The sequence below is a fragment of the Janthinobacterium sp. J1-1 genome, from assembly GCF_030944405.1.
Lineage (GTDB): Bacteria > Pseudomonadota > Gammaproteobacteria > Burkholderiales > Burkholderiaceae_D > Janthinobacterium.
The window spans coordinates 287,979-312,723 of sequence record NZ_CP132339.1 but is presented as its reverse complement, the minus strand read 5'-3'; the positions used below and the strand labels follow the sequence as shown (position 1 = coordinate 312,723).

The window sequence follows — 24,745 nt, the reverse complement described above, 5'->3', positions numbered from 1 at the left end:
AAGAATCAGCGCTACCTGGGTGGCGGCGCCTCGGCGTCGGCCAGGACCCAGCGGCTGGGCATCGGCTCGGCTCTCTTGCGCAGGCGCTGCCATAGCGCTGATGGCGGCGCCAGCCGGGCTTGCGGCAGGCGTGTGCCGGCCGTAAAGAACTGCCGCTCGCCACCCGCGATCAGCAACCCGGCGCCATTAGTACAGCGCCACCAGCCGGTGGACGGGCAAGGTTCGCCCGAGCGCGCGGTGCTGGCCAGCGCCGGCCCTGGCGCTACTTTGGGCACCGGAAAGATGGTGGGGCGTACGCGCAGGCTGTCGGCCAGCTTGTCCCACAGCGCGAGAATGGCGTCGTCCCACAGGCTGGAAGCGACCGGTTTGCCTGGACGTCCATAGCCGCTGCCTAATTCCAGGGACAGCTTGGGCGTAAATACATCGTCCCTTTTATCAAATGATTCCCATTGAAAACTATGGCCGGTGGTGCCATTTTCTTCATTCACCTTTTCCAGTAATTCTTCACCAGCCAAGCCGGCCAGCTTTTTGCTGCCACTGCGAAAAGTATGAAATCGCGATGCATACTTTTGCCTAGTTGCGCCCCTCGCGGCTCTGCCAAGCAGCGAGCGGTCGGGTTTTAGCCCAGCAGCGGTATAGACGGCAATCGATATATCCGGATGATCCTTGATGCCGACAAACATCGTGACGCGCTCATTCTGGCTGGCCAGCAGCGGGTCGAGCAGCATGGCGCGGCCGAAGCAAAAACCGGGGGCAGTGGGAACTTCTCCCTCCTTCAGGGCGCGCACCTGGGTGACCAGTTGAGCGAGTTCCCTGGCGTCCTCGGTGTTGAGGTATCTGGCAGTAAAATCGAGGCTGGTCTGGCCGGTGCGGATATAGCCATGGACGGCGGCGGCTTGCGTTTCCATGCGTTTTCCGTCTTCAAAGAAATGCGACCAGGTGCGGTCAAATACAAATACCTTGCCTTGCACCATGTCATGCCTGACGGGCAGCACTGTTTCCAGGCTTTCCCAGCCTTTTTCATTCCTGGCCGCTCTCAACTCCGCTTCCTTGGCCGCCAGGCGCTCGGCAAACTGCTGGTCGGTTTCGTCGATCCTGGTTGAAATGGTCCAGCCCGACAGAAAGGCGGGCCGGAACGAGACGGGCGCGTCAACCGGCACGTCGATCAGGAAGCGGCCCACGCACATGGTTTTCATGGTTTGCGTCATCGTTTGCACCTTGATCAGATCGTGGAAACTGCGGATGGAATACGCGCCAACGAGCAGGCTCAGGGTCACACAGACGATAAGGGCCTGCTGGCGCGGCGTGATATTGTGCAGAGTGCGTTTCATGCGCGCTCCTGCGGCAAGTGGGATCGTGTACTGGGGGGCTTGGCCATGTGTGCTCCTTAGGTCACGAACAAGGGATTGCTACGGTTGCAGCAGATAGCACAGGTCGTCGCGGTCCCGGGTTTCCGGCACAATGCACAAAAACGCGTGATTGCCCAGGCGAGCAGCGCCGCCCAGGGTGATGCCTTGCACGTCCTGCCGGCGCAGCACCAACTCGATTTCAAACGTCAGGCCCGCGCCGCAAAATTTGCCCAGCATGTCCTTCAGTGCCAGCGACGCCGGGGCGCCGGGCAGGAGTTGCTCGAACATATAGTGTTCGAGCGGGCCGATGCGCACGCGCACCAGGCTGTCGCGGCTGTACAGGCGCTTGCCGAGCAGCACTCCCGCGCCAAGGGATACGTGTGCCACGCCCAGTTGCGCCTGGTCGTGCATCGGGACGTCTTGCCAATGACCTACCAGCGGCTGGACGTGGACGGTTACGCCAAAATAGTCGGCCAGCACGCTGGCCATGATGTCGGCCGGCATGCTTCTGGCACGCCATTGCACCGCATACCGGGCGATGCGGGCGTCCGGCGTTTCCGCCGGCGCGCCGGCCAGCGCCTGCAGCAGCGGCAGCAAGGTATCCTCGCCCCGTACGTCCTGTAGCGCGTCGAGGCGATGGTGCTGCCAAGCCTGGTAAAAAAGGGCCACCGCGCGGTGTGAAAACAGGTCGAAAAAGGCACGCGGGCCATCGCTCTTGCTGTCCGCCTCATGCTCTGCCAGGCGCTGCGTGTAATGCAGGGGCAATACGCCATTGCCTCCAAGAAAACCCATAAAGGCTGGAGTCAGATCGATCTGATGCAAGTCTGACGACCGCAGCGCGGCCAGCAAGGTGCAGGCTTCGCCCATGCCGGCCGGCGTTTGCAGGCTGTCGATCTGCGCCGCTGGAAACGACAGCGACATGCGATTGCGAAAGCGCAGATAGTCGCCATCCGGATCGAGACCGTTTTGGCGCAGCCACAGCTCGATCAAGTGCACCGCCTGAAAAAATTCGAAGCGCTGCGGTTCGGCCAGCAATTGATCGATTACACCAGCGGCAGGGCGCCGTTGCGAGGCAGGCATCGTAGCAACTCCTTCCCGGAGGAATGGGACAGGGCCACCACCTGGGTGTAACTGTTCAGGTGGACATACTGGCCAAAAAAATGATCGAGCAACACGATGAAGGCGTGCATGCTGGCCCCGACATACGCACTTTCATCGAGGGTCACGCTGATTTCTACGCCCCTCACATAGGCGGCGCCATGCTGGTCATGCAGCCAGGCACTGGCGGCGCAATGACTGAGGCCGACAATGCCGTTGATCTGGCGCTGCGACAGCGTGTTGCCAGGCTGGGCATACAGACGCAGCATGGCCAGAAACGCATCCAGGCCGTCGTTGCACAGCGAGCGGTGATTCAGTGCCAGATGGGCAATCAAACCCCACGCCTTGCCGCGTCCGCTTGCGAAACGCTGCGTGGCGGTCGGCTTGCGCAGAAAGCGGATCGGATAATTTCCGGTGCCGCTGTCGGCGCGCAGGTCGCCGCCTGGCAAGCCATAGTGCAAGGTGGCTGGCGTGTCGCGGTTGCTGCACGTGAGGCGGATCGACATGGTGCAGTTATTAGTGTTGCCGGGCGCGAAATTACGGTCGACAAAGGCGATGCTGTGTTCATGGCCGGTACTGGCCGCCAGCATGGTGTCATGGCGCCGCGCCAGCCAGTAATGGCCGCTGTCGGCACGGCCATGGCGTGTCGAATAAAAGGGCAGATATTCAGTCAGCGCCGCGCGCTGTTGCGCCGCAGGCACGCGGTGCACGCTGTCAATGCTGTAGATGTCGCCAGCCGGGCCGGCCAGTTGATCCGGCAGCAAGGGGTATTCGCTGCTGCGGTGGTTGAGCCGGATCGGTGTGGCAGCCTGGCTGAACAGGTTGATGACCGGCGTGCAGCCAAGTAGAAAATTATTTTTTGATAATGTTCGTAATAAACCATTGCCGTTGACGCCGGCCAGGATCAGATGCAGGCGCACGCCATGGCAAGGCGCGGTGCTGCGGGCCAGTAACGAGGCCAGGTCAAGGTCAAGAAAATTGAATTTTTCAGGGTAGGCAAAGTATTCGGTCAGCAGCCTGTAGGCCGGCTGCTGTACCGTTTCATGCGGTAGCAAAGCGTCGTCGGGCGTAAAGCCGGTGGTGGCCAATGGAATGTCATCGAGCGCCAGCCAGCGGCCGTCGCCGTCGATTTCGACCCAGGCACGCAGCGTCCGCAGAAACAAGGCGTCGCGCAGTGTGGCACGCAATGCCGGCTCGCCATCGATGAAGATGCGCAGTGATGGCAAAGCCAGCTGTTGCAGCGCGCCGGCATTCGATGTGCTGGCGATGCCTATGCTGATATGCGCGCTTGCCTGTGGCGGTATGGCGCACACCGCCGGCGCGTCGATCTGTGCCTGGCAACGGACCTCGGTAATGGCCACGGGAGCGATCACGACCGGGTAGGCAGTCCTGAACTTGCATGGCGTGGTGCCGTTGCCCGATTTGAGTTCAGTGCCGCGCGGCAGCACGCTCACGCTGTTGATGGCGTTGGCCCTGGCGTCGCCATAATCCACGCGCGCGACCGAATACGAGGGCATCGGGCGCAGGTAATGCGGATATAGCATGCCCAGCAGCGCCGCCGTGAAGTCTGTGTAGTCGTCATCGAGGCGTTTGCTGACGCGCGCCGTAAGCAAGGCGCTGGCCTGTATCAGCAACTCGATGTTGGGATCGGCGCTGGACTCGCCCATCAGCAGTAACTCGCCGGCCAGTTGCGGATAGCGCTCCGCGAACTGACGGCAGGCACGTCGCAAGATGCCGAGTTCACGTTCGAAATAGGGCAGCAGTTGTTCCATCGTTTCCACAGCTCCAGGTACAGAACGAGACCATGAGGGAAAACCATGATGACAGTCAGCAGTTGCCTTTCATTGATCCAGGACAACTAAATTGGCGGTCGAGGCTGTTTGCATGCCGCTGAAAAATCCTGCTGTTGCTCCCAAGAGTGCGCTAGGCTGTGCCTGTTTACCGTACAGTTGTTTTTTGCGCGACACCGCTTGCCGCCATGGCCGATGCTTTTCGCCTGCCCCGATTGTTTTTACTTAGCCGATGGACCCGCATGATTTCTTTTTCCCTTTTCCGCCGCTACCGACGGCCTTCCACGCTATTCCTTCCTTTTTTGCTGGCACTGCTGCTGGCCTTGTCATTTGGCGCCAGTCCCGCCTGGGCCCAGGCCGATGACGACGCCGCCACGGTCGACCAGCGCCTCGACACCTTGCGCAAGCAGATCACCACGATCCAGAAGACCCTGGACGGCGAGGCCGATGTGCCGGACGCGGCGCTGTCGCAAATGAAGGCCGATGCGCTGGCCGCCAGCGCCGAGGCCGACAAGGTGGCGGCCGATATCGAACCGCAGCTGGCCGGGGTGCAGGCACGCCTGGCCGAGCTGGGCAAGCCTGCCGCCGGCGCCAAGGACGCGCCCGACGTGGCCGAGCAGCGCAAGCAGCTCGATCACAGCAGCAGCGAGCTCGACTCACAGGTGAAGCTGGCGCGGCTGTTGTCGGTGGAAGCGGCGCAAGCTTCGGAGCAAGTGACCACGGTGCGCCGCGCGCAGCTGCAGGCGCGCCTGGGCGAGCGGACCTCGTCGATCCTGGCCGGCGCCTTCTGGAAGCAGCTGCACGCCGAATGGCCGCAGACCCGCATGCGCCTGCAAAACCTGGGACAGGAGCTGGTCGATGCGGCGCGCGCCACGCCGGTCTCGGTATGGGCCATCATCTTTGTCTGCATCGTGCTGCTGCTGGCGGCCAGCGTGTGGATCTCGCGCCATCTGCTGATGCTGACCTCGACCCGCGTGCCGCACGGCCGGCTGCGCCGCTCGCTGCATGCGCTGGCCGTGCTGGTGCTGGCGCTGGCCACGCCGGGCCTGGTGGCCGAGCTGCTGGCCTTCGGCATGCGCTGGAGCGGCAACCTGTCGGACAAGACCAGCGTGTTCCTTGGCAGCCTGGTCGGCGTGATCTGCTTTGCCGGTTTCACGGCCGGGCTCGGCCACGCCCTGCTGTCGCCGAACCGCACCTCGTGGCGCCTGCTGCCGCTGTCCGACGCGCTGGCGGCGCGCATGGGCCGCTACCCGACCGTGTTCGCGCTGGTGATGGTGCTGGTATGGGCTGCCGAGCGCGTCTCCATCGTCATCAATACGGGCTTGTCGACGGCGGTGGCGGTCAACTGCATCGTCGCGCTGGTGCTGAGCATTACGGTGGCCTACGGCTTGCTGCGCGCCGAACGCTGCTGGCGCCAGGTGCGCGCCGCCGACCCGGATTCGCCCGTCACGCCGCTGTGGCTGCGCTGCGTGGTGGTGGTGCTGTGGCTGGCGCTGGCGGTGAGCCTGATCAGCCTGCTGGTCGGTTATGTGGCCTTCGGCAGCTTTGTCACCAAGCAGATCACCTGGATCATGGTGGTGGTCTGCACCACCTACCTGCTGACGGTGCTGGTCGACGATGTGTGCATGTTGCTCGCTTCGCGCCCGCCGCCGCCGGACTCGAGCAACCCGGTGCTGGCCACGCCGAAGGCGCGCGACCAGGCGGCCGTGCTGCTGTCGGGCCTGGGCCGCGCCCTGATCGTGCTGCTGATGCTGATGCTGCTGCTGGCGCCGTTCGGTGAAGGGCCGGCCGAACTGTTCCAGCGCCTGGGCAAGTTGCAGGATGGCCTGGCCATCGGCGAAGTGGCGATCCGCCCCGGCTCCGTGATCCAGGCCTTGCTGGTGCTGCTGGTCGGCTATATCGGCGTGGGCTTTTTCAAGCGCTGGCTGCAAAACAGCTACTTGCCGACCACCAATCTCGATTCGGGCATGCAGACCTCGTTCCTGACCCTGTTCGGCTATGTCGGCGCGATCATCGCCGTGGCGCTGGCGCTGTCGTCGGCCGGCATCGGGCTGGAACGCATCGCATGGGTGGCGTCGGCCCTGTCGGTTGGTATCGGTTTCGGCCTGCAGGCGGTGGTGCAGAACTTTGTGTCGGGTTTGATTTTGCTGGCCGAACGCCCCGTCAAAGTGGGCGACTGGGTCTCGCTGGGTGGCGTCGAAGGCGATATCCGCCGCATCAATGTGCGCGCCACCGAAATCCAGATGGGCGACCGCTCGACGGTGATCGTGCCGAACTCGGAATTCATTACCAAGACGGTGCGCAACGTCACCCACGCCAGCCCGCTGGGCCTGGTGCAGGTCAAGCTGCCGCTGCCGCTGGGCACCGATGCGGAAGCGGCGCGCGCGCTGATCCTGGGCGTGTTTGTCGACAACCATGATGTGCTCGACACACCGGCGCCCAGCGTGCAGCTCGACGGCATCGACAATGGCAACCTGCTGTTCAACGCCACCGGCTTTGCCTCCTCGCCGCGCCTGACGTCGGGTATCCGCAGCGCCCTGCTGTTCGAACTGCTCAAGCGCCTCGATGCCGCCGAGATCTCGATCGCCAAGCCGAACACCATGATACTGAGCGCCTTGCCGACGCAGCTCGAAGCGCCGGCCATTTCGGCCGCCGCCCCTTCGGCGCCATCGCCGTCCGCCCCGCCGCTGGGCGCCTGAGGCCCATCCCTGCCCCGCTCCTGATCACGTTTCACGTGAAACAATCAGGAGCGGCATGCTCTTGCACGATTGCATCAGTACCATTTGTCCGTTTTCAGGCACGATAGCGTCTCCACGTATTTCTGCCGAAGGAACACCATGCTTACGATTGCCATCGCCCAGCGCAATTTCACCATCGGCGATTTCGACGCCAACACCGCCGCCGTCCTCGACCAGATGCGCCGCGCCAGCGACGGTGGCGCGCAGATGGTGGTATTTTCCGAGCTGACCTTGAGCGCCTATTACCCGGGCGACCTGTTCGAGGATGCCGCCTTCTTGCGCAGCATGGACGCGGCGCTGCAGACGGTGCTGCAGGCATCAAAACGCTGGCCGGCGCTGGTCACCGTGCTCGGGACGGCGCGGCCCAACCCCGGCCCTGGCAAGCCCTTGCACAACGCGCTGCTGGCGATCCGGAACGGCCAGATCGTCGCCGAATACTACAAGCAGTTGTTGCCCACCTACGGCATCTTCGACGAGGGCCGCCATTTCGAGGCGGGGCCACCGGTGGCCTGCACCCTGGAGGTGGCCGGCCACAAGGTGGGCTTCATGATCTGCGAAGACGGCTGGAACGACGAAGGCAAGGCCTACGCCGTCAATCCGTTCGCCTCGCTGCAGGCGGCGCGGCCCGACTTGGTGGTCAGCATCAACGCCAGCCCGTCCGATATCGGCAAGCGCGCGCTGCGCCACGCCGTGTTCGGCGCCGCCTGCCGCCGCCTGGAGCTGCCGCTGCTGTTCGTCAACCAGGTCGGCGGCCACGACCAGCTGGTGTTCGACGGCGCCTCGTTCGCCATCTCGCCGCAGGCCGGGGTGCAGTTCGAGGCGGCCCGCTTCGTGGAAGATTTTCAATTGCTGCGCTTCGAGGGCGGCCAGTTCCGCCAGCCCGATGGCCAGCCGTTTCCCGTGCCTGATGTGGACGGCATCCCCGCGGTGGAATTCGCGCGCCGCCAGATCGTGCTGGGTTTGCGCGACTATGCGCGCCGCTGCAAGTTTACAAAGGTCGTCGTCGGCTGCTCGGGCGGCATCGATTCGGCGCTGACCCTGGCGCTGGCCGTCGAAGCATTGGGGGCCGAGAATGTCATTGGCATCACCATGCCGTCGGTGTTTTCCAGCGCCGGCTCCGTCACCGATTCGGTGGCCCTGTGCGCCAACCTGGGCATCACCCTGCTGACGCACCCGATCCGCGACATCGTGGCGCACTATGAAAGCGGTTATGCGGCCGCGTTCGACGGCAAACTGGCCGGCCTGCCACTGGAAAACCTGCAGGCCCGCGTGCGCGGCACGATATTGATGGAATACTCGAACGCGTTTGGCGCGCTGCTGCTGACCACTGGCAACAAGAGCGAAATCTCGGTCGGCTACTGCACCCTGTATGGCGATACCAACGGCGGCCTGGGTCTGATCGGCGACCTGTACAAGACGGAAGTATTTGCCCTGTCGCGCCATGTGAACGCCAGCGCGGGGCGCGAGCTGATCCCCGTCGCCGTGCTCGACAAGCCGCCGTCGGCGGAACTGGCGCCGGGCCAGCGCGACACCGACAGCCTGCCGCCCTACCCCGTGCTCGATGAAATTTTAAAATGGCATATCGAGGGCAACCGCCTGCCGGCGCCGGAAAGCGCGCAGGCGCTGGCCTTTGTCGGCCAGCTGCGCGAGAGCGAGGAAGGCCGCCGCCTGGTCACGCGCATCCTCGGCATGGTGGCGCGCAATGAATACAAGCGGCGCCAGGCGGCGCCCATCATCCGCGTGCGATCGCGCGCCTTTGGCAGCGGCCGCCAGTTGCCGATCGCCGCCCACTACCCCACCGGAGACACCGCATGAGCCCAGTACATTCCCCCCCTGCCTTTGACTGTGCGGTATTGATCGGCCGTTTCCAGCCATTCCACAGCGGCCACGCTGGCCTGCTGCAGGCGGCGCTGGCCAGCGCCGCGCAGGTAGTGGTCGTGCTCGGCTCGGCTTTCCATGCGCGCAGCCCGAAGAACCCGTTTACGTGGCAGGAACGGGCCGCCATGATCGCCGCCAGCCTGCCCGAGGCGCAGCGCGAGCGCGTGCACTACGTGGCCGTGCGTGATTACTACGACGATGGCCTGTGGGCCGACAGCGTGCGCCGCAAGGTGGCCGCTGCCGTGCCAGCCTCGCGCGTGGCCCTGGTGGCCTGCTTCAAGGACGCCACCAGCTATTATCTGCACCATTTTCCGCAGTGGCAGATGCTGAACCAGGAGATCGACGCCGGCGCCCCGATCGGCGCCACGGCGATCCGCAAGGTGCTGTTCGAAGCGGAAGATGTCGACGTGTCGCTGGGCGCGCTGGCGCAGCTGCTGCCGAAGGCGATCGCCCAGTACCTGAAAGCCTGGACCATGCTGCCGTGGTATGCGCCGCTGGTGCAGGAGCACCGCGCCATCGAAGCCTACAAGACGCGCTGGCGCACGGCGCCGTATGCGCCGATCTTCAGCACCGTCGACGCGCTGGTGCAGACCGGCGGCCATGTGCTGCTGGTGAAACGCGGCGGTTATCCGGGCAAGGATTTGTGGGCGCTGCCGGGCGGCTTCCTGGAGCCGCGCGAACGCCTGCTGCAGGGTGCGATCAGGGAGTTGGCGGAAGAAACGCAGCTGGGCGTGCTGGCGCCGACCCTGGAAGAAGCGCTGGTCGGCGTGGCCGTGTTCGACCACCCCGACCGCAGCCAGCGCGGGCGCACCATCACGCACGCCCACCATTTCAACCTGCAGACCAGCCAGCTGCCCGAGGTTTCCGCAGCCGACGACGCGGCGCTGGCCCGGTGGCTGCCGCTGGCCTCACTGCCGTCGATGGAGGAAGAGTTTTTCGAGGATCATTTTCATATCCTGAATCACTTCTTGAAGCTGACGCACGAAGAGCGCTGACACTGCACAGCGTCAGCGCTCTTTGGGAACCGGCTTACGACGTCAACCGGTTCCAGCCATGGCGCACGGCATCCTTGAAGTTTTCCCAGGCCGACTGCGGGTAGGTATGCTCCCAGTTGCTGCGCAGGTCGGGTTCCACTTCGTCCCATGGACGGCCGCGATAGCTGTCGCTGCCCGCCATCGAGCGGCCATAGCGGTAGGCCGGATCGTAGTCCTCGAAACGCGCGCCGGTGCTCAGGTAGGTCGAATCCCAGTGGCTGCGGTAGTACTGCTCGTCGTCGACGATATCGTTCGACAGGGTATCGACGCGCGGGTAGCTGCGCACATTGCGCGTGCCGCCCAGGCTGGTCGCGCCACCCGGTTGAATGAAGTCCGGCGTGTCGTCGCGGGCGAACTGCTGCGAGGCCGCCGATGACTGGCTGAGGTTACCGACAGGAACGGCAGGATTGATGCCCAGTTCGGCGCCCGCGCCCAGCGGCGTGGCCTGCTGCGACAGGCTGCCCGCCTGCGACTGCGATTGCAGGTTGGCGGCGCTACTGCCGCTGAGGTTGCCCGTGCTGCCGCCGGCATAGCCCGCGCCGGTGGTGCTGTCGTCGCGGCTCCAGCCGCCGGCGCGCCACTGCTCGCTGTGCTCTTCGATATTGAGCGGACCGAAGTCTTCCACGATATCGCTGGCGCGGTCGATCTCCGCGTCGCTGGCGCTTTCCAGGGTCAGCACCACGTGGCCGCGCGAGACGGCTTCCGCATACACATAGCGGTCTTCATGGCTGCCGAACAGGTCCGCAAAGAAATGCTTGATGCTGGCGACAAAGCCGTCGTCGTCGCGTCCGGTGGTATTGGCGACGGTCGAGGTGGCCGAGGGCGCGCCGCTATAGTCGCTGGCCGCGTCGTTGAGACGGATGCGCTCGCTGCCGAAGCCCGAGGCGATCAATTTTTGCCGTGCGCTTTCGGCCGATGCGCGGTTGTCGAATACTGCTGCCAAAGTCTGTGCCATGATGGTCTCCGATCGGTAAGGGATAAGGTAAGTGCATCATTCGCCGTAGCCGCAGCCTGCCTTTTGGTAAAAGGCAGCGTCTGCAGTCATGGCACTAGTCTAGGACGAAAAACAGCGGGACGTCGTTCCTTTGCCGTGCGGGAATTGTTTCACGTGGAAGAGAGGGGAGCCCCCACGAACTCGCGCAGGAAGTCGATAAAGGCGCGCACCTTCTCGGCAATATGCCGGCTGTCCGGATACACGGCATACACACCCTGCTGCGGAAATATCACCTCGGGCAACAGGTGGCGCAAACGCCCTGCCCGCACGTCCGCTGCCACCTGCCACCGCGGCAGCAGCGCCACGCCGCAGCCGCCCAGCGCAAAAGCGAGCAGCGCCGAGGCGGAGTCCGATTCGATCATGGTGTCCTGTTCGGCTGCAAACGCGACCTCTCCCTCCGGCGTCCGCACCTGCCAGCGCAAGGGCGTGGCCAGCCTGCCATGCGCCAGCCAGCGTGCGCGCTGCAGGTCCTGCAGCGTGGCGATGCCTTTTGCGGGCAGGCTGGCCAGGTAGGCGGGCGAGGCGACGGGCCAGATCGCGTAGTTTTCCACCAGCGCCGCGCGGTAGCTCGAATCGTTCAGCTGCCCCATGCGGATCGCCAGGTCATAGCGGCCCGAGATCAGGTCTTCGTGCGAGGACGATGACGAATGCTGGATCTGCAGTTGCGGATGCACGCCCGCGAACGCGATCAGCGCGGGCACGACGGTGCGCTGGCCGTATTCGACCGTGGTGGTGATGCGCAGCGTGCCGCGCAGTCCCTGGTGGCCCTGGCGCGCCGTTTCGATCGCGCCATGCGCTTCGCCCAGCACGCGCTGGCAGTCCTCGTAAAAACGCCGGCCCACATCGGTCAGCGCCAGGCTGCGGGTGCTGCGCGTGAGCAGCGATACCCCCAGTTCCGCCTCCAGCTGCTTCAGGTTGAAGCTGACGACGGCCTTGCTTTGCCCCAGCACGGCGGCCGCGGCGGTCAGCGATCCGGCATCGACAATGGCGATAAAAATCCCGAGGCGGTCAAGACTGATCATGGATAAAAGTGTGGAAACATGCGGGTTTCAAAGGAATGTCAAAATATTTTTGACAGTGTAATCGCAAGCATGGCCTTATGCAAATCGCGGCCAGGCCGCAAGATTGCGCTTTGCCATTCGGAAGCACCATGGACTACCGCAAACAGGTCGCCGCCATTTACCTGCTGGGCTTTTTCATCGACCTGGTCAACATGTTCATCACCAGCGTGGCCTATCCCGACATCGGCCGCGCGCTGCATGCCTCGGTGGCGCAGCTGGGCTGGATCAGCACCGCATATATCGCCGGCCTGACTGTCGTGATGCCCTTCAGTGCGCGACTTGCTGCTTATTATGGCAGCAAAACCGTCTTTATAGCGTCTTTGCTAACTTTTTTCTTTGCAAGTATTGCTGCCGGACAGGCCGATTCGATCGGCGCGCTGATCGCCTGGCGCGCGCTGCAGGGCCTGGGGGGCGGCCTGTTGATCCCGCTGGGGCAAAGCATGACCTACCGGCTGTACCGCCCTGCCGAGCGCCCTGGACTGTCGTCCGTGATCATGCTGGTGGGCTTGCTGGCGCCGGCGCTGTCGCCGGCCATCGGTGGCATGATCGTCGATGGCCTGTCGTGGCGCTGGATTTTTTACCTGAACGCCCCGCTGGCGGCGCTGGCGCTGCTGCTGGCCGTCCGCTGGCTGCAGCCTGATTCGCCGCGTGCAGCGCTGCGCCCGTTCGCCTCGATGCTCAATCTGCGCCTGATCGGCGAACCGCTGTTGCGCGTGTCGATGCTGGTGTATCTGCTGGTGCCGGGCGTGTTCATGGGCGTCAGCCTGCTGGCCACCTTGTATTTGCAAGGGATCCTGGGCATGTCGGCCGCCGGCGCCGGCGCGCTGATGCTGCCTTGGGCGCTGGCGTCATTTTGCGCGATTGCCCTGACGGGAAAAAGCTACCGCCGCGTGGGGCCGCGGCCGCTGTTTTTCGCCGGCGCGCTGCTGCAGGCGGCCGGCATCCTGACGCTGGCGTGGGTCGATACCGGCCGCCAGCTTTTCCTGCTGGCGGCAGCCTATGCCCTGATGGGTTTTGGCGGTGGCTTGTGCAGCAGCACGGCGCAAAGCACGGCCTTCCTGCGCACGCCGGACAGCGATTTGAGCCAGGCCAGCGCCATCTGGAACATCAACCGCCAGCTCGGGTTTTGCCTCGGCGCCGTGCTGGCCAGCGCGCTGCTCGAGATGCTGCTGGCCGCGCATGGCGTGACCGCCGAAGACGCGCGCGCCATGCCGGTTTTTCAGCTGTGTTTTGCGCTGGCGGCGGCCTCGGTGGTGCTGCCGCTGGCGCTGTGTTTGCGCATCGATAACCGCGCTGTTCTAGATTTACTGGAGAAGACGAAATGACTGCATCGAACCGCTATTTTGACGACGTTTTATACACCCACATGCTGATACGCGACTGGCTCGCCGGCGCAGAAAAGGAAGCAGAAAAATGCGCCGGTTTGCTGGCGCGTTTTTCGCCCGGTTTTTCCATGATCGCGCCGTCCGGAAAACAACTGGATATCGCCGGCCTGACGGCTTTTTTTACCGCTGCCGCAGGCAGCCGGCCGGGATTGCAGATGCAGATCAGCGAGCTGGCGCTGCTGCAGCAAAGCAGCGCTGGCGCCGTGGTCAGTTATCGCGAAATTCAGTCGCAGCCGGGCCTGGACAGTACCGAACGATGGTCGACAGTCGTGTATGAGAACATGCCCGATGGACGGCTGTTGTGGCGCCATCTGCACGAAACCTGGATGGTGTGAAGCGCTGCACACGCGGTGTTTTCCTACAGCAGCGCAAGACGTGCGCCGGGTACGCTGGAGCGCTCTTCGGCCTAAGATCACCTCTTTTAGCGTCCCTTGACAGGAGATCAGCCATGAGCGAGACCATCAAACCCGAATCGGACCAGGCCCGCAACAGCCGCATGGACAAGACCGACGCCGACAAGGCCGCCGGCGACCCGTATGCCAACCAGGGCGGCGGCAAGATCGCCAGCGGCACCGCCAATAGCGGCCACTGGGCCAACGACGTGATCACGCGCGAGAGCGGACCGACCGCGATCGAGCAGGAAAACATGCCCACCCTGGGCCAGCCCGACAGCCACGCCAACGTCAAGGGCTCGGGCCAGCAGCCGCAAAGCGAAGCGGGCAAGCTGCTGGACGACCGGCCAGGGCGCAACGAGTCGAAAGATATCCACCGCTCGTTGAATGTGCACGAATAAAAGCAATCGCAGGGCGCAGATCAGTAGGTCGGATTAGCGCGGCGCAGCCGCGCGTAATCCGACAATATTGTTGGCGCAGATTCAGCTCAGATCATGCAAATCCCTGGCCACCGCCGGACCCACCGTCCACTGTGAAAACTCCACTGCCAGCCCACCGCGTTCCGGCGTGCAGCACATGGGGCCCACCAGGTAGCGCGCGGCGACCGGAAACGGCGCCAGGCGCAGCAGCGGCCACACTTTTCCGTCGACCGAATACTGCACCCGTATCACGCCCTCGCTGACGGTCACGCGCAGCCAGAAACCGTCCGGCATGGCCGGCGCGGCGCTCACGGCCCAGTCGGATGTATCGACCGTCAGCACGGTGCTGAGCCACAGCTGATCGTCGGAGAATTCGACGCCGCACTTGATCCAGTTTTCCGCGTCGATGCGCGCCATCAGCCCGGCCTGGTCGTACAGGGTGGCGTAGTGCCCGGCCACATGCACCTGGGCCGTGAAATCACCATCGGTGGCCACGCCGAAAAAGTGGCCGCTGTCGCGGATAAAACCATAGCTGGTCTTGCGCCAGAAGTCGGTCTTGTCGTCGCTGGTGACGCGCAAGGTGCCGTTTTCAAGCGACCATTTTTCCGGCTGGTTCAACCAGCTCGCCTGTTCAAACATCGTGTCTCCTCCGTGGTTCAGAAATTATGCGATAGCCCCCATCCCAGCGCCTGGTACAACGCGACCGCAGTGGTGTAGGACGCGGTTTCCGACTGCAGCGCCTCGCGCCGGATCTCGTACAGCGCGCGCTGGTTTTCCAGCACCGCCTGGTAGCTGCCGGCGCCCGCCTGATAACGCGTGCCGGCGATCCGCAGCGCGGCGCTGGCGTGGCGTGCCGATTGTAGCAAGGACGCCAGCCGGGTTTGATTTTCCGCCAGCTGCGTGACGGCGTTTTCCACCTCTTCCTGGGCCAGCAACAGCGCCTGTTCATAGCCGGCCAGCGCGCCTTGCGCCACCGCCTGCGTGCCGCGCACGCGGGCCCTGGCGCTACCCAGTTGAAAAGCCGGATGGCTGATGGTCGGCGCCACGTCGAATGCGCGCGCGCCGCCGTCCAATACACTGCTGCCGCGCAGCGCAAAAAAGCCGAGAAAGCCGCCCAGGCTGAGCCTCGGATACAGGTCGGCCGTGGCCGCACCCACGTCCTCGCTGGAGGCGGCCAGCAGACGCTCTGCGCGTACTACGTCGGGCCGCTGCCTGATCAACCGGTTGACGTCGCCCAGCGGCAGCTGGCCCGCCAGCGGCGCCGCCGCAGGGGCGTTCAAGAGCAGCGTGGTGGTTCCCGGCGCCTGGCCGCCAAGCACATCGAGCCGGTACCCCGCCTGGCGTAAATGCGCCTGCAAGGGCGGCAGCGCCGCCTCGCTGCGCGCCAGGTTGGCCAGCGCGTTTTGCCGCTCTTCCGGCAGGCCGCTGCCGGCCGCCAGGCGTGCATCGATCAGGGCCACCGTTTCGCGCCAGCTGTCCACCTGCGCTTGTGCCAGCACCAGGCCTTGCCGGTCGCCCAGCGCCTCATAGTAATTGCGCGTCACCTCGGCCGCGATCACCAGTTGCGCCTGGCGCAGATCGGCTTGCGCGGCGTCGGCGCGCGCCTGCGCCGAGCGGCTGACATGGCCCAGGCGGCCAAACAGGTCGAGCTCCCAGCGCGCATCGAGACCGAGCCGCGTGCTGGCCATGGCACTGCGTGTCCCGGGCGCGGTTTGTTCCACCTTGCGCTGCCAGCCGGCCTGGCCGGTAACGGCGGGCAGCCGGTCGAGTTCCCGCGCGTCGAACACGGCGCGCGCGGCCAGCAGACTGGCTTGCGCCTGCGCGATATCGCGGTTGTGCGCCAGCGCGCCGGCGATCAGTTGCGTGAGCAGCGCATCATCAAAAAAAGTCCACCATGGCGTGCTGCCGGCGACATCGCCAGCGGGCTTGAACTGCGCTTGTTGCGGGCTTGCCAGCGTGATCGTTGGCGTCTCCGGCGTGACGTAGGCCGGGCTGACGGCGCAGCCGGCCAGCAGCAGCGTCACGAGGGGAAAGGCAAGGGTTTTCTGATTCATCATGATCCTTGTGGTGCGGTGGCTTGCGCCCGTTCGCTGGCATCGCCGGCGGCGTGATTGCGGGCCAAAAAGGTATACATGGTCGGCAGCACGAACAGGGTAAACAAGGTGCCGACCAGCATGCCCGAGACGATCACCACGCCCAGGCCGAAGCGGCTGTTGGCGCCCGCGCCGGAAGCGAACAGCAGCGGCACCAGGCCCACCACCATGGCGGCCGTCGTCATCAAAATGGGGCGCAGGCGGATCTGCGCCGCGCGGGCAATCGCGCTGGCACGGTCAAGCCGCTGATGCGCCTGCAATTCGTTGGCAAACTCGACCATCAAAATGCCGTGTTTGCTGATCAGGCCGATCAGGGTCACCAGGCCGATCTGCGTGTAGATATTGATGGTGGCCCAGCCCAGGGCCAGTGGCATCAGGGCGCCGCAAATCGACAGCGGCACCGTGATCAGGATGATCAGGGGGTCCATCAGGCTTTCATATTGCGCCGCCAGCACCAGGTAGATCACGATGACGGCCGCAAGAAACGCCAGCAGCAGCGCATTGCCTTCGGTGGCGAACTGGCGCGCGTCGGACTGCCAGTCGTAGCTGAAACCGGGCGGCAGGTTTTTCGCCACGCCGTCGAGGAAGGCCACCGCGTCGCCCAGGGTGACGCCGGGCGCCGGCACGCCCTGGAAGGTGGCGGCATTTTGCTGGTTGAACTGGGTCAGCTGGTTCGGCTCGACCTCCTGCGTGAGCGTTACCAGGCCGGACAGCGGCACCAGGCTGCCGTCGTCGGCGCGCACGTATTGCTGTGTCAGCGCCTGCGCGGTGAGGCGCCGGGCGCGCGGGCTTTGCGCGATCACGTCATAGGCGCGGCCATCCATGCTGAAACGGTTCAGGTAGTTCTCGCCCACCAGCACCGCCAGCGACTCGCCGATGTCCTGCATCCGCACGCCCAGGCTATTGGCTTTTGAACGGTCGATCTTCACTTTCAGCACCGGGTTGTTGTAATCGAGATCGCTGTCGACCACGGCGAACAGGCCGCTGTCGCGGGCGCGCTGCTTGATGTCTTCCATGGTGCGAAACACGGTGGCGTAATCCTGCGCGCTGCGCAGCACCAATTGTACCGGCAAGCCGCCGCTGGACCCCGGCAGGGGCGCCATCTGGAAGGCGAAAATGCTGGTGCCTTCGACGTCGCCCACGGCCTGCTGCAGCTGGGCCTGGATCACGGCCGCACTGCGCGCGCGCTCGCCCCACGGCGTCAGGTTGATGCCGCCGATGCTCGACGCCGTACCGTCGCTGCCGTTGATGATCCAGGTCGATGCCGTCTCCGGCGTGCGCCGGTAGATCGCTTCGAGTTTGCTTGAAAAGCGCTCGACATAATCGAGGTTGGCATGCTGCGGCGCCTTGATGGCCGTCAGCACGCTGGCCTGGTCTTCCGACGGCGCCAGTTCGCGCTGCGGCAGCAGGTACAGGAACGGCAGGCTGGCCATCACGGCCAGGGCAAAGCCGCCACTGAGCCAGCGGCGCCCCAGCGACCAGGCCAGCAGGCGCGCATAGCGGCTGGTGAGGCCACCAAAAAAGTGTTCGGCGGCGCGCGCCATGCGTCCTTCCGACGTTTTTGACTGCAGCAGGAAGGAACTCATCACCGGCGACAGGGTCAGCGCCACCACGCCCGACACCACCACCGCGCCGGCCAGGGTCAGCGCGAACTCCTTGAACAGCGCGCCCGTCAGGCCGCCCATCAGGCCGATCGGCGCATACACGGCCGCCAGGGTGATCGTCATGGCGATCACGGGGCCGGCCACTTCGCGCGCGCCCGCCAGGGCCGCCGCCACCGGCGTCTTGCCTTCCTCGATATGGCGGTGCACGTTTTCCACCACCACGATGGCGTCGTCGACCACCAGGCCCACCGCCAGCACCATCGCCAGCAAGGTCAGCAGATTGATGCTGAAACCAAAGGCCAGCATCAGCGCGGCCGCGCCCAGCATCGACAGCGGGATCGTCACCACCGGGATCAGGACCGAGCGCAGGGAACCCATGCACAACCAGATCACCAGCACCACGATCGCCAGCGCTTCGAGCAGCGTGTGCGCCACTTCGTCGATCGAGGCCTGGTTAAAGCGCGCCGTCTCGAACGCCAGTTCCACCTTGACGCCGGGCGGCAGGGTTTTCTGGATCTCGGGCAGCAGTCGCTTGATGCCGTCGACGATCACCAAAGGATTGCCGCCCGGCGTGGGGAACAGGCCCAGGTGCACGGCCGGCACGCCGTCCATGCTGGCGCTGGTTTCGCTGGCGGCCGCGCCCAGTTCCACCGTGCCGATATCCTTGAGCCGTATCAGCGCGCCGCCATCGTCCTTGCCATTGGCAACCACCATCTCGCGAAACTGCGCCACGCTGGTCAAGTCCGTATTGACGCTGATAGTCGAGACGACGAATTGCCCTTTTATTTTGCCGGGCGCGGCCTGGTAGTTATTGCGCCGCACGGCGGTCGCCACATCGGACGCCGTCAATCCGCGCGCCGCCAGTCTGGCGGGGTCGATCCACAAGCGCATCGCCAGTTGCTGGCCGCCGAAGGTCTCCACTTTCGCGACGCCATCGATGCTGGAAAACATCGGCTGCACCACGCGCGCCAGGTAGTCGGTCAGCTGCGCCGCCGATACCGTATCGCTGGCAAAGCCGACATAGGCGACGGCCGTGGAGTCGCCGGCCGAGCGTTCGATCACGGGGTCGAACGCGCCTGCGGGCAGCTTGTAGCGTACCTGGTTGACCTTGGCCATCACCTCGGTCAGCGCCTGGGTCGAATCGCGGTTCAGTTCCATGCGCACGGTGACCAGGCTGCCGCCCTGCACCGACGACGACGTCAGGTAGTCGATGCCTTCCACCGACGACACGGCCTGCGCGATCGGCTGCGTGACAAAGCCCTGCATCAGGTCGGCCGAGGCACCCGGATAGCTGGTGGCGATGGTGATGGTGGATGTTTCGAGCATCGGGTATTGGCGCACCGGCAGCTGCTTGATGGCGAGCATGCCGAGCATGACGATCAGGCTGCTGATCACCAGCGCCAGCACGGGGCGGCGCACGAACAGGTCGGTAAAGTTCATCGCACGGTGTCCTTTTCCAGGGTATTGGCGACCGGCTGCACCGCCATGCCATCGGCCAGTTTCAGCTGGCCCGAGGCGACCACCTGCTGGCCGGCCGCAAGACCCTTGACGATTTCCACGCGCCCTTCCGCACGTTCGCCCAGGGTGACCGCCACCCGTTTCACGGTCAGCGTTTTGCCCTGCTGCGCGACAAACACCGTGTCGCCATACGCGCTGTAGGTGACGGCCGTTTCCGGCACCGTCAGTTGTGCCTGGGTGTCGCGCGCCACCTTCACATTGGCGTACATGCCGGCCTTCAGCGCGCTGTTTTCCTCGGTCAGCGCCGCCTGCACCTGCACCATGCGCGCGCGTGAAATCAGGGGATCGATGGCGCTGATCTTCGCCGCAAATACCTGGTCGGGATACGCGTCGACCGTCAGCCGCACCGCCTGGCCTGGCGCCAGTCTGGCGCTGCCCTGTTCATCGAGAGAAAAATTCACCAGCAGGGATGTGGTGTCGACCAGGCTGGCCACCGTATCGGCAGGGTTCAGGTACTGGCCCGCATGCACGCGGCGGATGCCCATCTGGCCCGCAAATGGCGCACGGATGGTCTTTTGCGCGATCAGCGCCTCGGTCTGGCGCACTTCGCCCAGGGCCCCATCGCGCATGGCCAGCGCGGAATCGAGCTGTTCCTGTGTGGATGCCTTGTCCCGCAGCAGACGCAGGGTGCGCTGGTAGCCGGTCTCGGCATGATTGAGTTGCGCGCGCAGGCGCAGCAGCGTGGCCTGCTCCGGCGCGTCATTGAGCTGCACCAGCACGTCGCCAGCTTTCACCTGCTGGCCCGAGGCAAAGCGGATCTGCGTGATGCGCCCGCCCGTCTCGGCCGCCACCTGCACCTGGCGCGCCGCTTCCAGCTCGCCGACGCCGGTGAAAAAGCGTTGCTGGGTGCCGGCCAGCACGGGCGCCAGCGCCACCTTGGTCGGTGGATAGGGCGCCGCTTCGGCGGCGTGGGAATCCGGCCGTGAGAACGTGATAATGCCCGCCACCGCGAGCGTGATGGCCAGCGCACCGGCGCCGGCAAGTTGGATTTTCATGATGAAGTCTTTCGGGAAGGGCGCGTCAGAACCGCGCGTTAAACAGGAAGAACAGGGCGAGGGTCCACAGCAGCAGCACCAGGTGCGTGGTCTGCAGGCCTTCCTGGGCGACCCAGTAGCCGAACCACAGGCCACCGAGGTGCATCAGCAGCAGGAAGGCCGCCATCGCGCACAAGGCGAGATTGAGCCAGGGCAGCGCGGCTGCCAGCCCGCCCCCCAGGAACAGCGCCACGCCGCTCCAGGCGGCCATCGCGCCAGCCAGCTGCAGCGCCAGCACCACGGCCAGCGCCAGCCGGTGCACGGTCAGCGAGGCCAGCGCGCGGCGCAGCAGCGGCGTGTCCATGGTCGGGTCCTGGCGCAGCGGGTCCATGCGCATGGTATTGCCGATGGCCCAGACGGCACCATGAAAGGCGTGCAGGTTGTTGATGGCGGCAATGCTGAGCCAGCAGGCCAGGCCTGAAGCGAGCACGGCTTGAAACAGCAAAATGGTATCGTGTGGCGGCATGGTCGTCCCGTAAAGAAGCTTGCCGGCATGGGACACTCGACAGCCCAGCGCTATCGGCCTATTATGCAAGCAATTGGTTGGATAACTGGCCCCATCATAGTTGAGTAAAATGAATTACACAAGTAAACGTTTGGATAATGGTGACAGCGCTGCGGCCCCGCAGACGACGGAGCGCATCCTGTATTTCATCAAGACCAAGGGTCCCGTCTCCACGGCCTCGCTGGCCAAGACCCTGGCCATGACGGGCGAGGCGGCGCGCCAGCAGGTGCAAAAACTGGTGACGGCGGGTTTGATCGAAGGGCGGATGGAAGCGCAAAGCGGCGCCGGGCGGCCACGCCAGAACTGGGTGCTGACAGCAGCGGGCCATGCGCGTTTTCCCGACACGCATGCGCAGCTGACCATCAAGCTGATCGGCTCGGTGCGCCAGCTGTTTGGCGAGGAAGGCTTGAACAGGCTGATCACGCAGCGCGAAGAGGAAAGCCGCGGCGCCTATGCGCTGGCGTGTTCGGCGCCGGACCTGCCCACGCGCCTGGCGCAGCTGGCGGCGATCCGCGATGAAGAGGGGTATATGGCCAGGGTGGAGCCCGATGGCGATGACTGGCTGCTGATCGAAGACCATTGCCCGATCTGCGCCGCCGCGCGCACCTGCCAGGGCTTTTGCCGCTCCGAACTGCAGCTGTTCCAGGAAGTGGTGGGCCCACTCGCCAGCATCGTGCGCGAGCAGCATGTGCTGGCCGATGCCATGCGCTGCGTGTACCGGATTTCCCTGTTGCCTTAAGGCCGGGGAAACAGCGGCCAGGCGGCCAGCGCCACCAGTCCCGCCGCCAGCCACACCCAGGCCCAGCTGCTGGCCGCCAGCAAGTGCGGCAGTACCACCGGCGTGGCGAACAGCCCCACATAGACGGCCGTATTGGCCATGCCGAGGGCGGTGCCGGCACTGGCGGCACCGGCCAGGGTCGCCAGCTCCGTATAGGCCACGCCATGCCAGGCCGATACGCAGACACCGGCCGCGGTCACGGCCGCCATCAGCAGCCAGCCCGGCGCGGACAGCCCCGTTACGCCGGCCAGCAGCAGGAATGACAGCAGCGCCACCAGCACCGAGCCGCGCAGATAGGCGGGCCGATTCGCATGGCGGTCCGTATGGCGCCCGCTCCAGATGCGCATCACCATCGCGCCCAGCTGCAGGATCACCATCACGGCGGTGATCTGCGCCAGGCCCAGGCGGCCATGGTCGTGCAGGAACACGGTGGCATAGCTGAGTATCGCAAACTGCGGCACGCACAGCACGCCGATGCCGGCCACCATGCGCCACACCTGGCGATTGCGCAGCGGCGATGCAGGCTTGCCGTCAAACATGCCCGTGGACGCGTTTTGCGGCCCCTTGGCGGCCTCGGCAGTGAAAGCGGGTTCATGCATCCAGCGCCACGTCAGCAGCGCCGTCACGGCGCAGAAAAGGCCCAGTACGCCAAATACGGGCACGAAGCCGTAGCGGGCGGCCAGGGTCGGCAACAGCAGCGCACCCAGGCCGCCGCCCAATGGCACGGCTGTCTGGCGGATGCTCATCGCAAAACCGCGTTCGCCGGCGCCGAACCAGCGCATCACCGCGCGGCCGCTGGCGCCGTTGACGCTGCCGCCCAGGACCCCCACCAGCGCCAGGCCGGCCGCCAGCGAAAACAATGACGGCACCGCCGCGCCCTGCGGCGTGATCCACAGCATCAAGGTGAGCAGGGCCAGCAGGGTGCCGAGCAAGCCGGTCAGCAGCACGGGCCGGTCGCCCCAGCGGTCGGTGGCCATGCCCCACGGCAGTTCGGACAGCGCCACGCCCAGGCCCATGGCGCCCAGCGCCACTCCCAGTTCGGTATTGCTCAGGTGATAGCCGCTCCTCAGCCAGATGGCGGTGGTCGGCATGCCGTTGGCGCAGGCGGAAAAACTGGCGTTGGCGGCCACGCCGACGCCCAGCACTTTCCAGCGGTGGGCAGCGTTGAATGTCGGGGCGGCGGAAACGATGGCAGGGCAGGAAGCGTTCATGGTGTTGAAAGGCTGTGATTGACCATGTCAGTGTTGCGCAGTACGATGATTCTGAATATCAGATAATTTTTATCTGATCGTTCGATAAAACCGGATGGTCATGAACGTACTCAATTTCGATATCGCTTTTTTGCGCAGCTATGTGGCCGGCATCGAGCTGGGCAGCTTTGCGCGCGCGGCCGGTAAAGTGGGCCGCTCCACGTCGGCCGTCAGTGCGCAGCTGAAGAAACTGGAAGAGCAGGCCGGCATGCCGCTGTTTCGCAAGGCGGGCCGGGGCCTGGCGCTGACCGATGCCGGCGAAATCCTGCTCGGCTATGCGCGCCGCATGGTCGAGCTGAACGACGAGGCGGCCGTCGCCCTGCGCGGGGTGGAACTGGAAGGCTGGGTCCGGCTGGGCCTGCAGGAGGATTTTGGGGAAGCGCTGCTGCCGGCCGTGCTGGGGCGGTTTGCGCGCGCCCATCCCAAGGTGCGCATCGAAGCGCATGTGGCGCGCAATACGGAGCTGATGGAACGCCTGGAGCTGGACCAGCTCGACCTGGCGCTGTTGTGGGGCTGCAGCGGTTTGCAGGACCTGGCCGCCTGGCCGGCGCAGCGGCGCACCCTGATCGCCACGCCCGACATGCGCTGGATCGCCTCGCCCACCCTGCCCTGGCAGCCGCAGTCGGGCGAGCCGCTGCCGCTGATCGCGTTTGACCGCCCCTGCCTGTTCCAGCGCTGCGCCACCGATGCGCTGGACCGTGCCGGCATCGCCTGGCGCATCGCGTTTACCAGCCCCAGCCTGGCCGGCTTGTGGGCGGCGGCCGCTGCCGGCCTGGGCGTGACGGTGCGCACCGGCTATGGCTTGCCGGCCTCGGTCTGCGCGCTCGATGCGGTGGCGGCAGGCCTGCCCGCGCTGCCCTCGCTGTCGCTGGAACTGCTGCGCGCCGCGCACACGCCGCACCCGCCCGTCGAGCGGCTGGCGGCCCTGATCATTGAATCCTTGCAGGACTCGGCGGACAATTAAAATTCCTGCACGGTGGGGCGCAGCACGATTTCGTTGATGTCCACGCCGTCCGGCTGCTCGATGGCGTAGGCCACGGCGCGCGCCACCGAATCGGCGGGAATGGCCTGCTTGTAGAATTCTTTCAGGGCGGTCGCGCTGTCGGCGTGGCTGCTGCCATTCGTCAATTCCGTATCGACCGCGCCCGGCAGGATGGTGGTGGTGCGGATGGCGCCGCCCACTTCATGGCGCAAGCCTTCCGAGATGGCGCGCACGGCAAACTTGGTGCCGCTGTAGACAGTGCCGCCCGGACTGAACACTTTCGCGCCGGCCACCGACGAAATCGTGATGAAGTGGCCGCTGCCCTGCGCCTTGAAGTAGGGCAAGACCGCCGCGATACCGTACAGTACGCCCTTGATATTGATGTCGATCATGCGCTCCCATTCATCGACTTTCAGCGCGTCGAGAGGGGCGATGGCCATCAGGCCCGCATTGTTGATCAGCACGTCGACCTTGCCGAACACGGCCAGGGCCGTTTCCACAAGGCGCGTCAGGTCGGCCGCCTGCGTGACGTCGGTACGGGCGATGGCGGCCTTGCCGCCGGCCGCCGTGATGTCCTCGGCCAGCGCATTGAGCAGGTCCATGCGCCGCGCACCGAGCACGACAGACGCGCCCAGCGCCGCCAGGTGGCGCGCGGTGGCGGCGCCCAGGCCGCTGCTGGCGCCGGTGATGATGACGACTTTTCCCGCGATATTCTGACTCATGATGATGATTCCTCGTGTGGGTTCGGCGTTGCGCCGCACCATGCGGCACACAGGCCAAGCTTAGCGCAGTGCTATGAAATTGGCAATTTCAATGCATGAATGACAATGACGGCGGCGCTGG

20 protein-coding genes are annotated in these 24,745 nt (G+C 65.1%); 8 read left to right on the top strand and 12 right to left on the bottom strand.

The features are described 5' to 3' along the window. Positions 1 to 11: 11 nt before the first annotated feature. From Q8L25_RS01355 to tssF, 3 genes are all read right to left on the bottom strand, one after another. Positions 12 to 1,331, bottom strand: a complete 1,320-nt coding sequence (locus Q8L25_RS01355) for a T6SS immunity protein Tli4 family protein (RefSeq protein WP_308923208.1) — start codon at positions 1,329 to 1,331, stop codon at positions 12 to 14. A 78-nt stretch (positions 1,332 to 1,409) separates the two neighbouring features. Further along, a complete protein-coding gene (tssG, locus tag Q8L25_RS01350; RefSeq protein WP_308923207.1) occupies positions 1,410 to 2,429 on the bottom strand; it encodes a type VI secretion system baseplate subunit TssG in 1,020 nt (339 codons plus the stop codon). Beyond that, positions 2,393 to 4,219: a type VI secretion system baseplate subunit TssF gene (gene tssF, locus Q8L25_RS01345; RefSeq protein WP_308923206.1), complete on the bottom strand. Its 1,827-nt coding sequence runs from the start codon at positions 4,217 to 4,219 to the stop codon at positions 2,393 to 2,395. The genes tssG and tssF overlap by 37 nt, the downstream gene beginning before the upstream one ends. Positions 4,220 to 4,479: 260 nt before the next feature. Between tssF and Q8L25_RS01340 the strand changes: the two genes are divergently transcribed. From Q8L25_RS01340 to Q8L25_RS01330, 3 genes are all read left to right on the top strand, one after another. Further along, the gene (locus tag Q8L25_RS01340) at positions 4,480 to 6,936 is read left to right on the top strand and encodes a DUF3772 domain-containing protein (RefSeq protein ID WP_308923205.1); all 2,457 of its coding nucleotides are present in this window, start codon (positions 4,480 to 4,482) and stop codon (positions 6,934 to 6,936) included. Positions 6,937 to 7,074: 138 nt separating this feature from the next. Further along, complete coding sequence (locus Q8L25_RS01335) at positions 7,075 to 8,790, top strand: NAD+ synthase (protein WP_308923204.1); 1,716 nt, start codon at positions 7,075 to 7,077, stop codon at positions 8,788 to 8,790. Continuing rightward, a complete protein-coding gene (locus Q8L25_RS01330) occupies positions 8,787 to 9,848 on the top strand; it encodes a bifunctional nicotinamide-nucleotide adenylyltransferase/Nudix hydroxylase (RefSeq protein ID WP_308923203.1) in 1,062 nt (353 codons plus the stop codon). The genes Q8L25_RS01335 and Q8L25_RS01330 overlap by 4 nt, the downstream gene beginning before the upstream one ends. 34 nt (positions 9,849 to 9,882) lie before the next feature. Here the strand turns inward: Q8L25_RS01330 and Q8L25_RS01325 are convergent, their stop codons facing one another. Together Q8L25_RS01325 and Q8L25_RS01320 are read right to left on the bottom strand one after the other, a co-directional pair. Further along, positions 9,883 to 10,842, bottom strand: a complete 960-nt coding sequence (locus tag Q8L25_RS01325) for a hypothetical protein (protein WP_308923202.1) — start codon at positions 10,840 to 10,842, stop codon at positions 9,883 to 9,885. Positions 10,843 to 10,991: 149 nt separating this feature from the next. Then, the gene (locus tag Q8L25_RS01320) at positions 10,992 to 11,903 is read right to left on the bottom strand and encodes a LysR family transcriptional regulator (RefSeq protein ID WP_308923201.1); all 912 of its coding nucleotides are present in this window, start codon (positions 11,901 to 11,903) and stop codon (positions 10,992 to 10,994) included. A gap of 128 nt (positions 11,904 to 12,031) precedes the next feature. Here Q8L25_RS01320 and Q8L25_RS01315 point away from each other — a divergent pair, with 128 nt between their 5' ends. The 3 genes from Q8L25_RS01315 (at position 12,032) to Q8L25_RS01305 (ending at position 14,120) form a co-directional block, all read left to right on the top strand. Next, positions 12,032 to 13,267 carry an MFS transporter gene (locus Q8L25_RS01315; protein WP_308923200.1) on the top strand — a complete coding sequence of 412 codons (1,236 nt, stop codon included), beginning with the start codon at positions 12,032 to 12,034 and terminating at the stop codon, positions 13,265 to 13,267. Continuing rightward, a complete protein-coding gene (locus tag Q8L25_RS01310; RefSeq protein WP_308923199.1) occupies positions 13,264 to 13,662 on the top strand; it encodes a DUF4440 domain-containing protein in 399 nt (132 codons plus the stop codon). The genes Q8L25_RS01315 and Q8L25_RS01310 overlap by 4 nt, the downstream gene beginning before the upstream one ends. Positions 13,663 to 13,775: 113 nt before the next feature. Continuing rightward, on the top strand, positions 13,776 to 14,120 hold the full coding sequence (locus Q8L25_RS01305) for a hypothetical protein (protein ID WP_308923198.1): 345 nt from the start codon (positions 13,776 to 13,778) through the stop codon (positions 14,118 to 14,120). A gap of 81 nt (positions 14,121 to 14,201) precedes the next feature. On the opposite strand, the gene Q8L25_RS01300 is transcribed toward Q8L25_RS01305, so the two are convergent. Genes Q8L25_RS01300 through Q8L25_RS01280 form a run of 5 tightly spaced genes read right to left on the bottom strand, consistent with a single transcriptional unit; the run spans position 14,202 to position 20,853 of the window. Further along, positions 14,202 to 14,777, bottom strand: coding sequence for a DUF1349 domain-containing protein (locus Q8L25_RS01300; RefSeq protein WP_308923197.1), 576 nt, complete (start codon positions 14,775 to 14,777; stop codon positions 14,202 to 14,204). A 17-nt stretch (positions 14,778 to 14,794) separates the two neighbouring features. Further along, entirely contained in the window at positions 14,795 to 16,195 is a 1,401-nt protein-coding gene (locus Q8L25_RS01295; protein ID WP_308923196.1) for an efflux transporter outer membrane subunit, read from the bottom strand. Further along, positions 16,192 to 19,275 carry a MexW/MexI family multidrug efflux RND transporter permease subunit gene (locus Q8L25_RS01290; RefSeq protein ID WP_308923195.1) on the bottom strand — a complete coding sequence of 1,028 codons (3,084 nt, stop codon included), beginning with the start codon at positions 19,273 to 19,275 and terminating at the stop codon, positions 16,192 to 16,194. Before Q8L25_RS01290 ends, Q8L25_RS01295 begins: the two co-directional genes overlap by 4 nt. Beyond that, the gene (locus Q8L25_RS01285; RefSeq protein ID WP_308923194.1) at positions 19,272 to 20,348 is read right to left on the bottom strand and encodes an efflux RND transporter periplasmic adaptor subunit; all 1,077 of its coding nucleotides are present in this window, start codon (positions 20,346 to 20,348) and stop codon (positions 19,272 to 19,274) included. The genes Q8L25_RS01290 and Q8L25_RS01285 overlap by 4 nt, the downstream gene beginning before the upstream one ends. Before the next feature lie 25 nt (positions 20,349 to 20,373). Next, positions 20,374 to 20,853, bottom strand: a complete 480-nt coding sequence (locus tag Q8L25_RS01280) for a DUF2165 family protein (protein WP_308923193.1) — start codon at positions 20,851 to 20,853, stop codon at positions 20,374 to 20,376. A gap of 109 nt (positions 20,854 to 20,962) precedes the next feature. Here Q8L25_RS01280 and Q8L25_RS01275 point away from each other — a divergent pair, with 109 nt between their 5' ends. After that, positions 20,963 to 21,631, top strand: coding sequence for a transcriptional regulator (locus Q8L25_RS01275; RefSeq protein WP_308923192.1), 669 nt, complete (start codon positions 20,963 to 20,965; stop codon positions 21,629 to 21,631). Here Q8L25_RS01275 and Q8L25_RS01270 read toward each other — a convergent pair. Further along, positions 21,628 to 22,881, bottom strand: coding sequence for an MFS transporter (locus tag Q8L25_RS01270; RefSeq protein ID WP_308923191.1), 1,254 nt, complete (start codon positions 22,879 to 22,881; stop codon positions 21,628 to 21,630). The two genes, Q8L25_RS01275 and Q8L25_RS01270, sit on opposite strands and share 4 nt — an antisense overlap. Before the next feature lie 100 nt (positions 22,882 to 22,981). Here Q8L25_RS01270 and Q8L25_RS01265 point away from each other — a divergent pair, with 100 nt between their 5' ends. Beyond that, entirely contained in the window at positions 22,982 to 23,884 is a 903-nt protein-coding gene (locus tag Q8L25_RS01265; RefSeq protein WP_308923190.1) for a LysR substrate-binding domain-containing protein, read from the top strand. Here the strand turns inward: Q8L25_RS01265 and Q8L25_RS01260 are convergent. Continuing rightward, entirely contained in the window at positions 23,881 to 24,624 is a 744-nt protein-coding gene (locus Q8L25_RS01260; RefSeq protein ID WP_308923189.1) for an SDR family oxidoreductase, read from the bottom strand. The genes Q8L25_RS01265 and Q8L25_RS01260 overlap by 4 nt on opposite strands. Between the last annotated feature and the right edge of the window lie 121 nt (positions 24,625 to 24,745).

Excerpts from the sequence above, each read along its gene's own strand:
- Q8L25_RS01355 (WP_308923208.1), bottom strand. The coding sequence starts at position 1,331 with ATGAAACGCACTCTGCACAATATCACGCCGCGCCAGCAGGCCCTTATC.
- tssG (WP_308923207.1), bottom strand. The coding sequence starts at position 2,429 with ATGCCTGCCTCGCAACGGCGCCCTGCCGCTGGTGTAATCGATCAATTG.
- tssF (WP_308923206.1), bottom strand. The coding sequence starts at position 4,219 with ATGGAACAACTGCTGCCCTATTTCGAACGTGAACTCGGCATCTTGCGA.
- Q8L25_RS01340 (WP_308923205.1), top strand. The coding sequence starts at position 4,480 with ATGATTTCTTTTTCCCTTTTCCGCCGCTACCGACGGCCTTCCACGCTA.
- Q8L25_RS01335 (WP_308923204.1), top strand. The coding sequence starts at position 7,075 with ATGCTTACGATTGCCATCGCCCAGCGCAATTTCACCATCGGCGATTTC.
- Q8L25_RS01330 (WP_308923203.1), top strand. The coding sequence starts at position 8,787 with ATGAGCCCAGTACATTCCCCCCCTGCCTTTGACTGTGCGGTATTGATC.
- Q8L25_RS01325 (WP_308923202.1), bottom strand. The coding sequence starts at position 10,842 with ATGGCACAGACTTTGGCAGCAGTATTCGACAACCGCGCATCGGCCGAA.
- Q8L25_RS01320 (WP_308923201.1), bottom strand. The coding sequence starts at position 11,903 with ATGATCAGTCTTGACCGCCTCGGGATTTTTATCGCCATTGTCGATGCC.
- Q8L25_RS01315 (WP_308923200.1), top strand. The coding sequence starts at position 12,032 with ATGGACTACCGCAAACAGGTCGCCGCCATTTACCTGCTGGGCTTTTTC.
- Q8L25_RS01310 (WP_308923199.1), top strand. The coding sequence starts at position 13,264 with ATGACTGCATCGAACCGCTATTTTGACGACGTTTTATACACCCACATG.
- Q8L25_RS01305 (WP_308923198.1), top strand. The coding sequence starts at position 13,776 with ATGAGCGAGACCATCAAACCCGAATCGGACCAGGCCCGCAACAGCCGC.
- Q8L25_RS01300 (WP_308923197.1), bottom strand. The coding sequence starts at position 14,777 with ATGTTTGAACAGGCGAGCTGGTTGAACCAGCCGGAAAAATGGTCGCTT.
- Q8L25_RS01295 (WP_308923196.1), bottom strand. The coding sequence starts at position 16,195 with ATGATGAATCAGAAAACCCTTGCCTTTCCCCTCGTGACGCTGCTGCTG.
- Q8L25_RS01290 (WP_308923195.1), bottom strand. The coding sequence starts at position 19,275 with ATGAACTTTACCGACCTGTTCGTGCGCCGCCCCGTGCTGGCGCTGGTG.
- Q8L25_RS01285 (WP_308923194.1), bottom strand. The coding sequence starts at position 20,348 with ATGAAAATCCAACTTGCCGGCGCCGGTGCGCTGGCCATCACGCTCGCG.
- Q8L25_RS01280 (WP_308923193.1), bottom strand. The coding sequence starts at position 20,853 with ATGCCGCCACACGATACCATTTTGCTGTTTCAAGCCGTGCTCGCTTCA.
- Q8L25_RS01275 (WP_308923192.1), top strand. The coding sequence starts at position 20,963 with ATGAATTACACAAGTAAACGTTTGGATAATGGTGACAGCGCTGCGGCC.
- Q8L25_RS01270 (WP_308923191.1), bottom strand. The coding sequence starts at position 22,881 with ATGAACGCTTCCTGCCCTGCCATCGTTTCCGCCGCCCCGACATTCAAC.
- Q8L25_RS01265 (WP_308923190.1), top strand. The coding sequence starts at position 22,982 with ATGAACGTACTCAATTTCGATATCGCTTTTTTGCGCAGCTATGTGGCC.
- Q8L25_RS01260 (WP_308923189.1), bottom strand. The coding sequence starts at position 24,624 with ATGAGTCAGAATATCGCGGGAAAAGTCGTCATCATCACCGGCGCCAGC.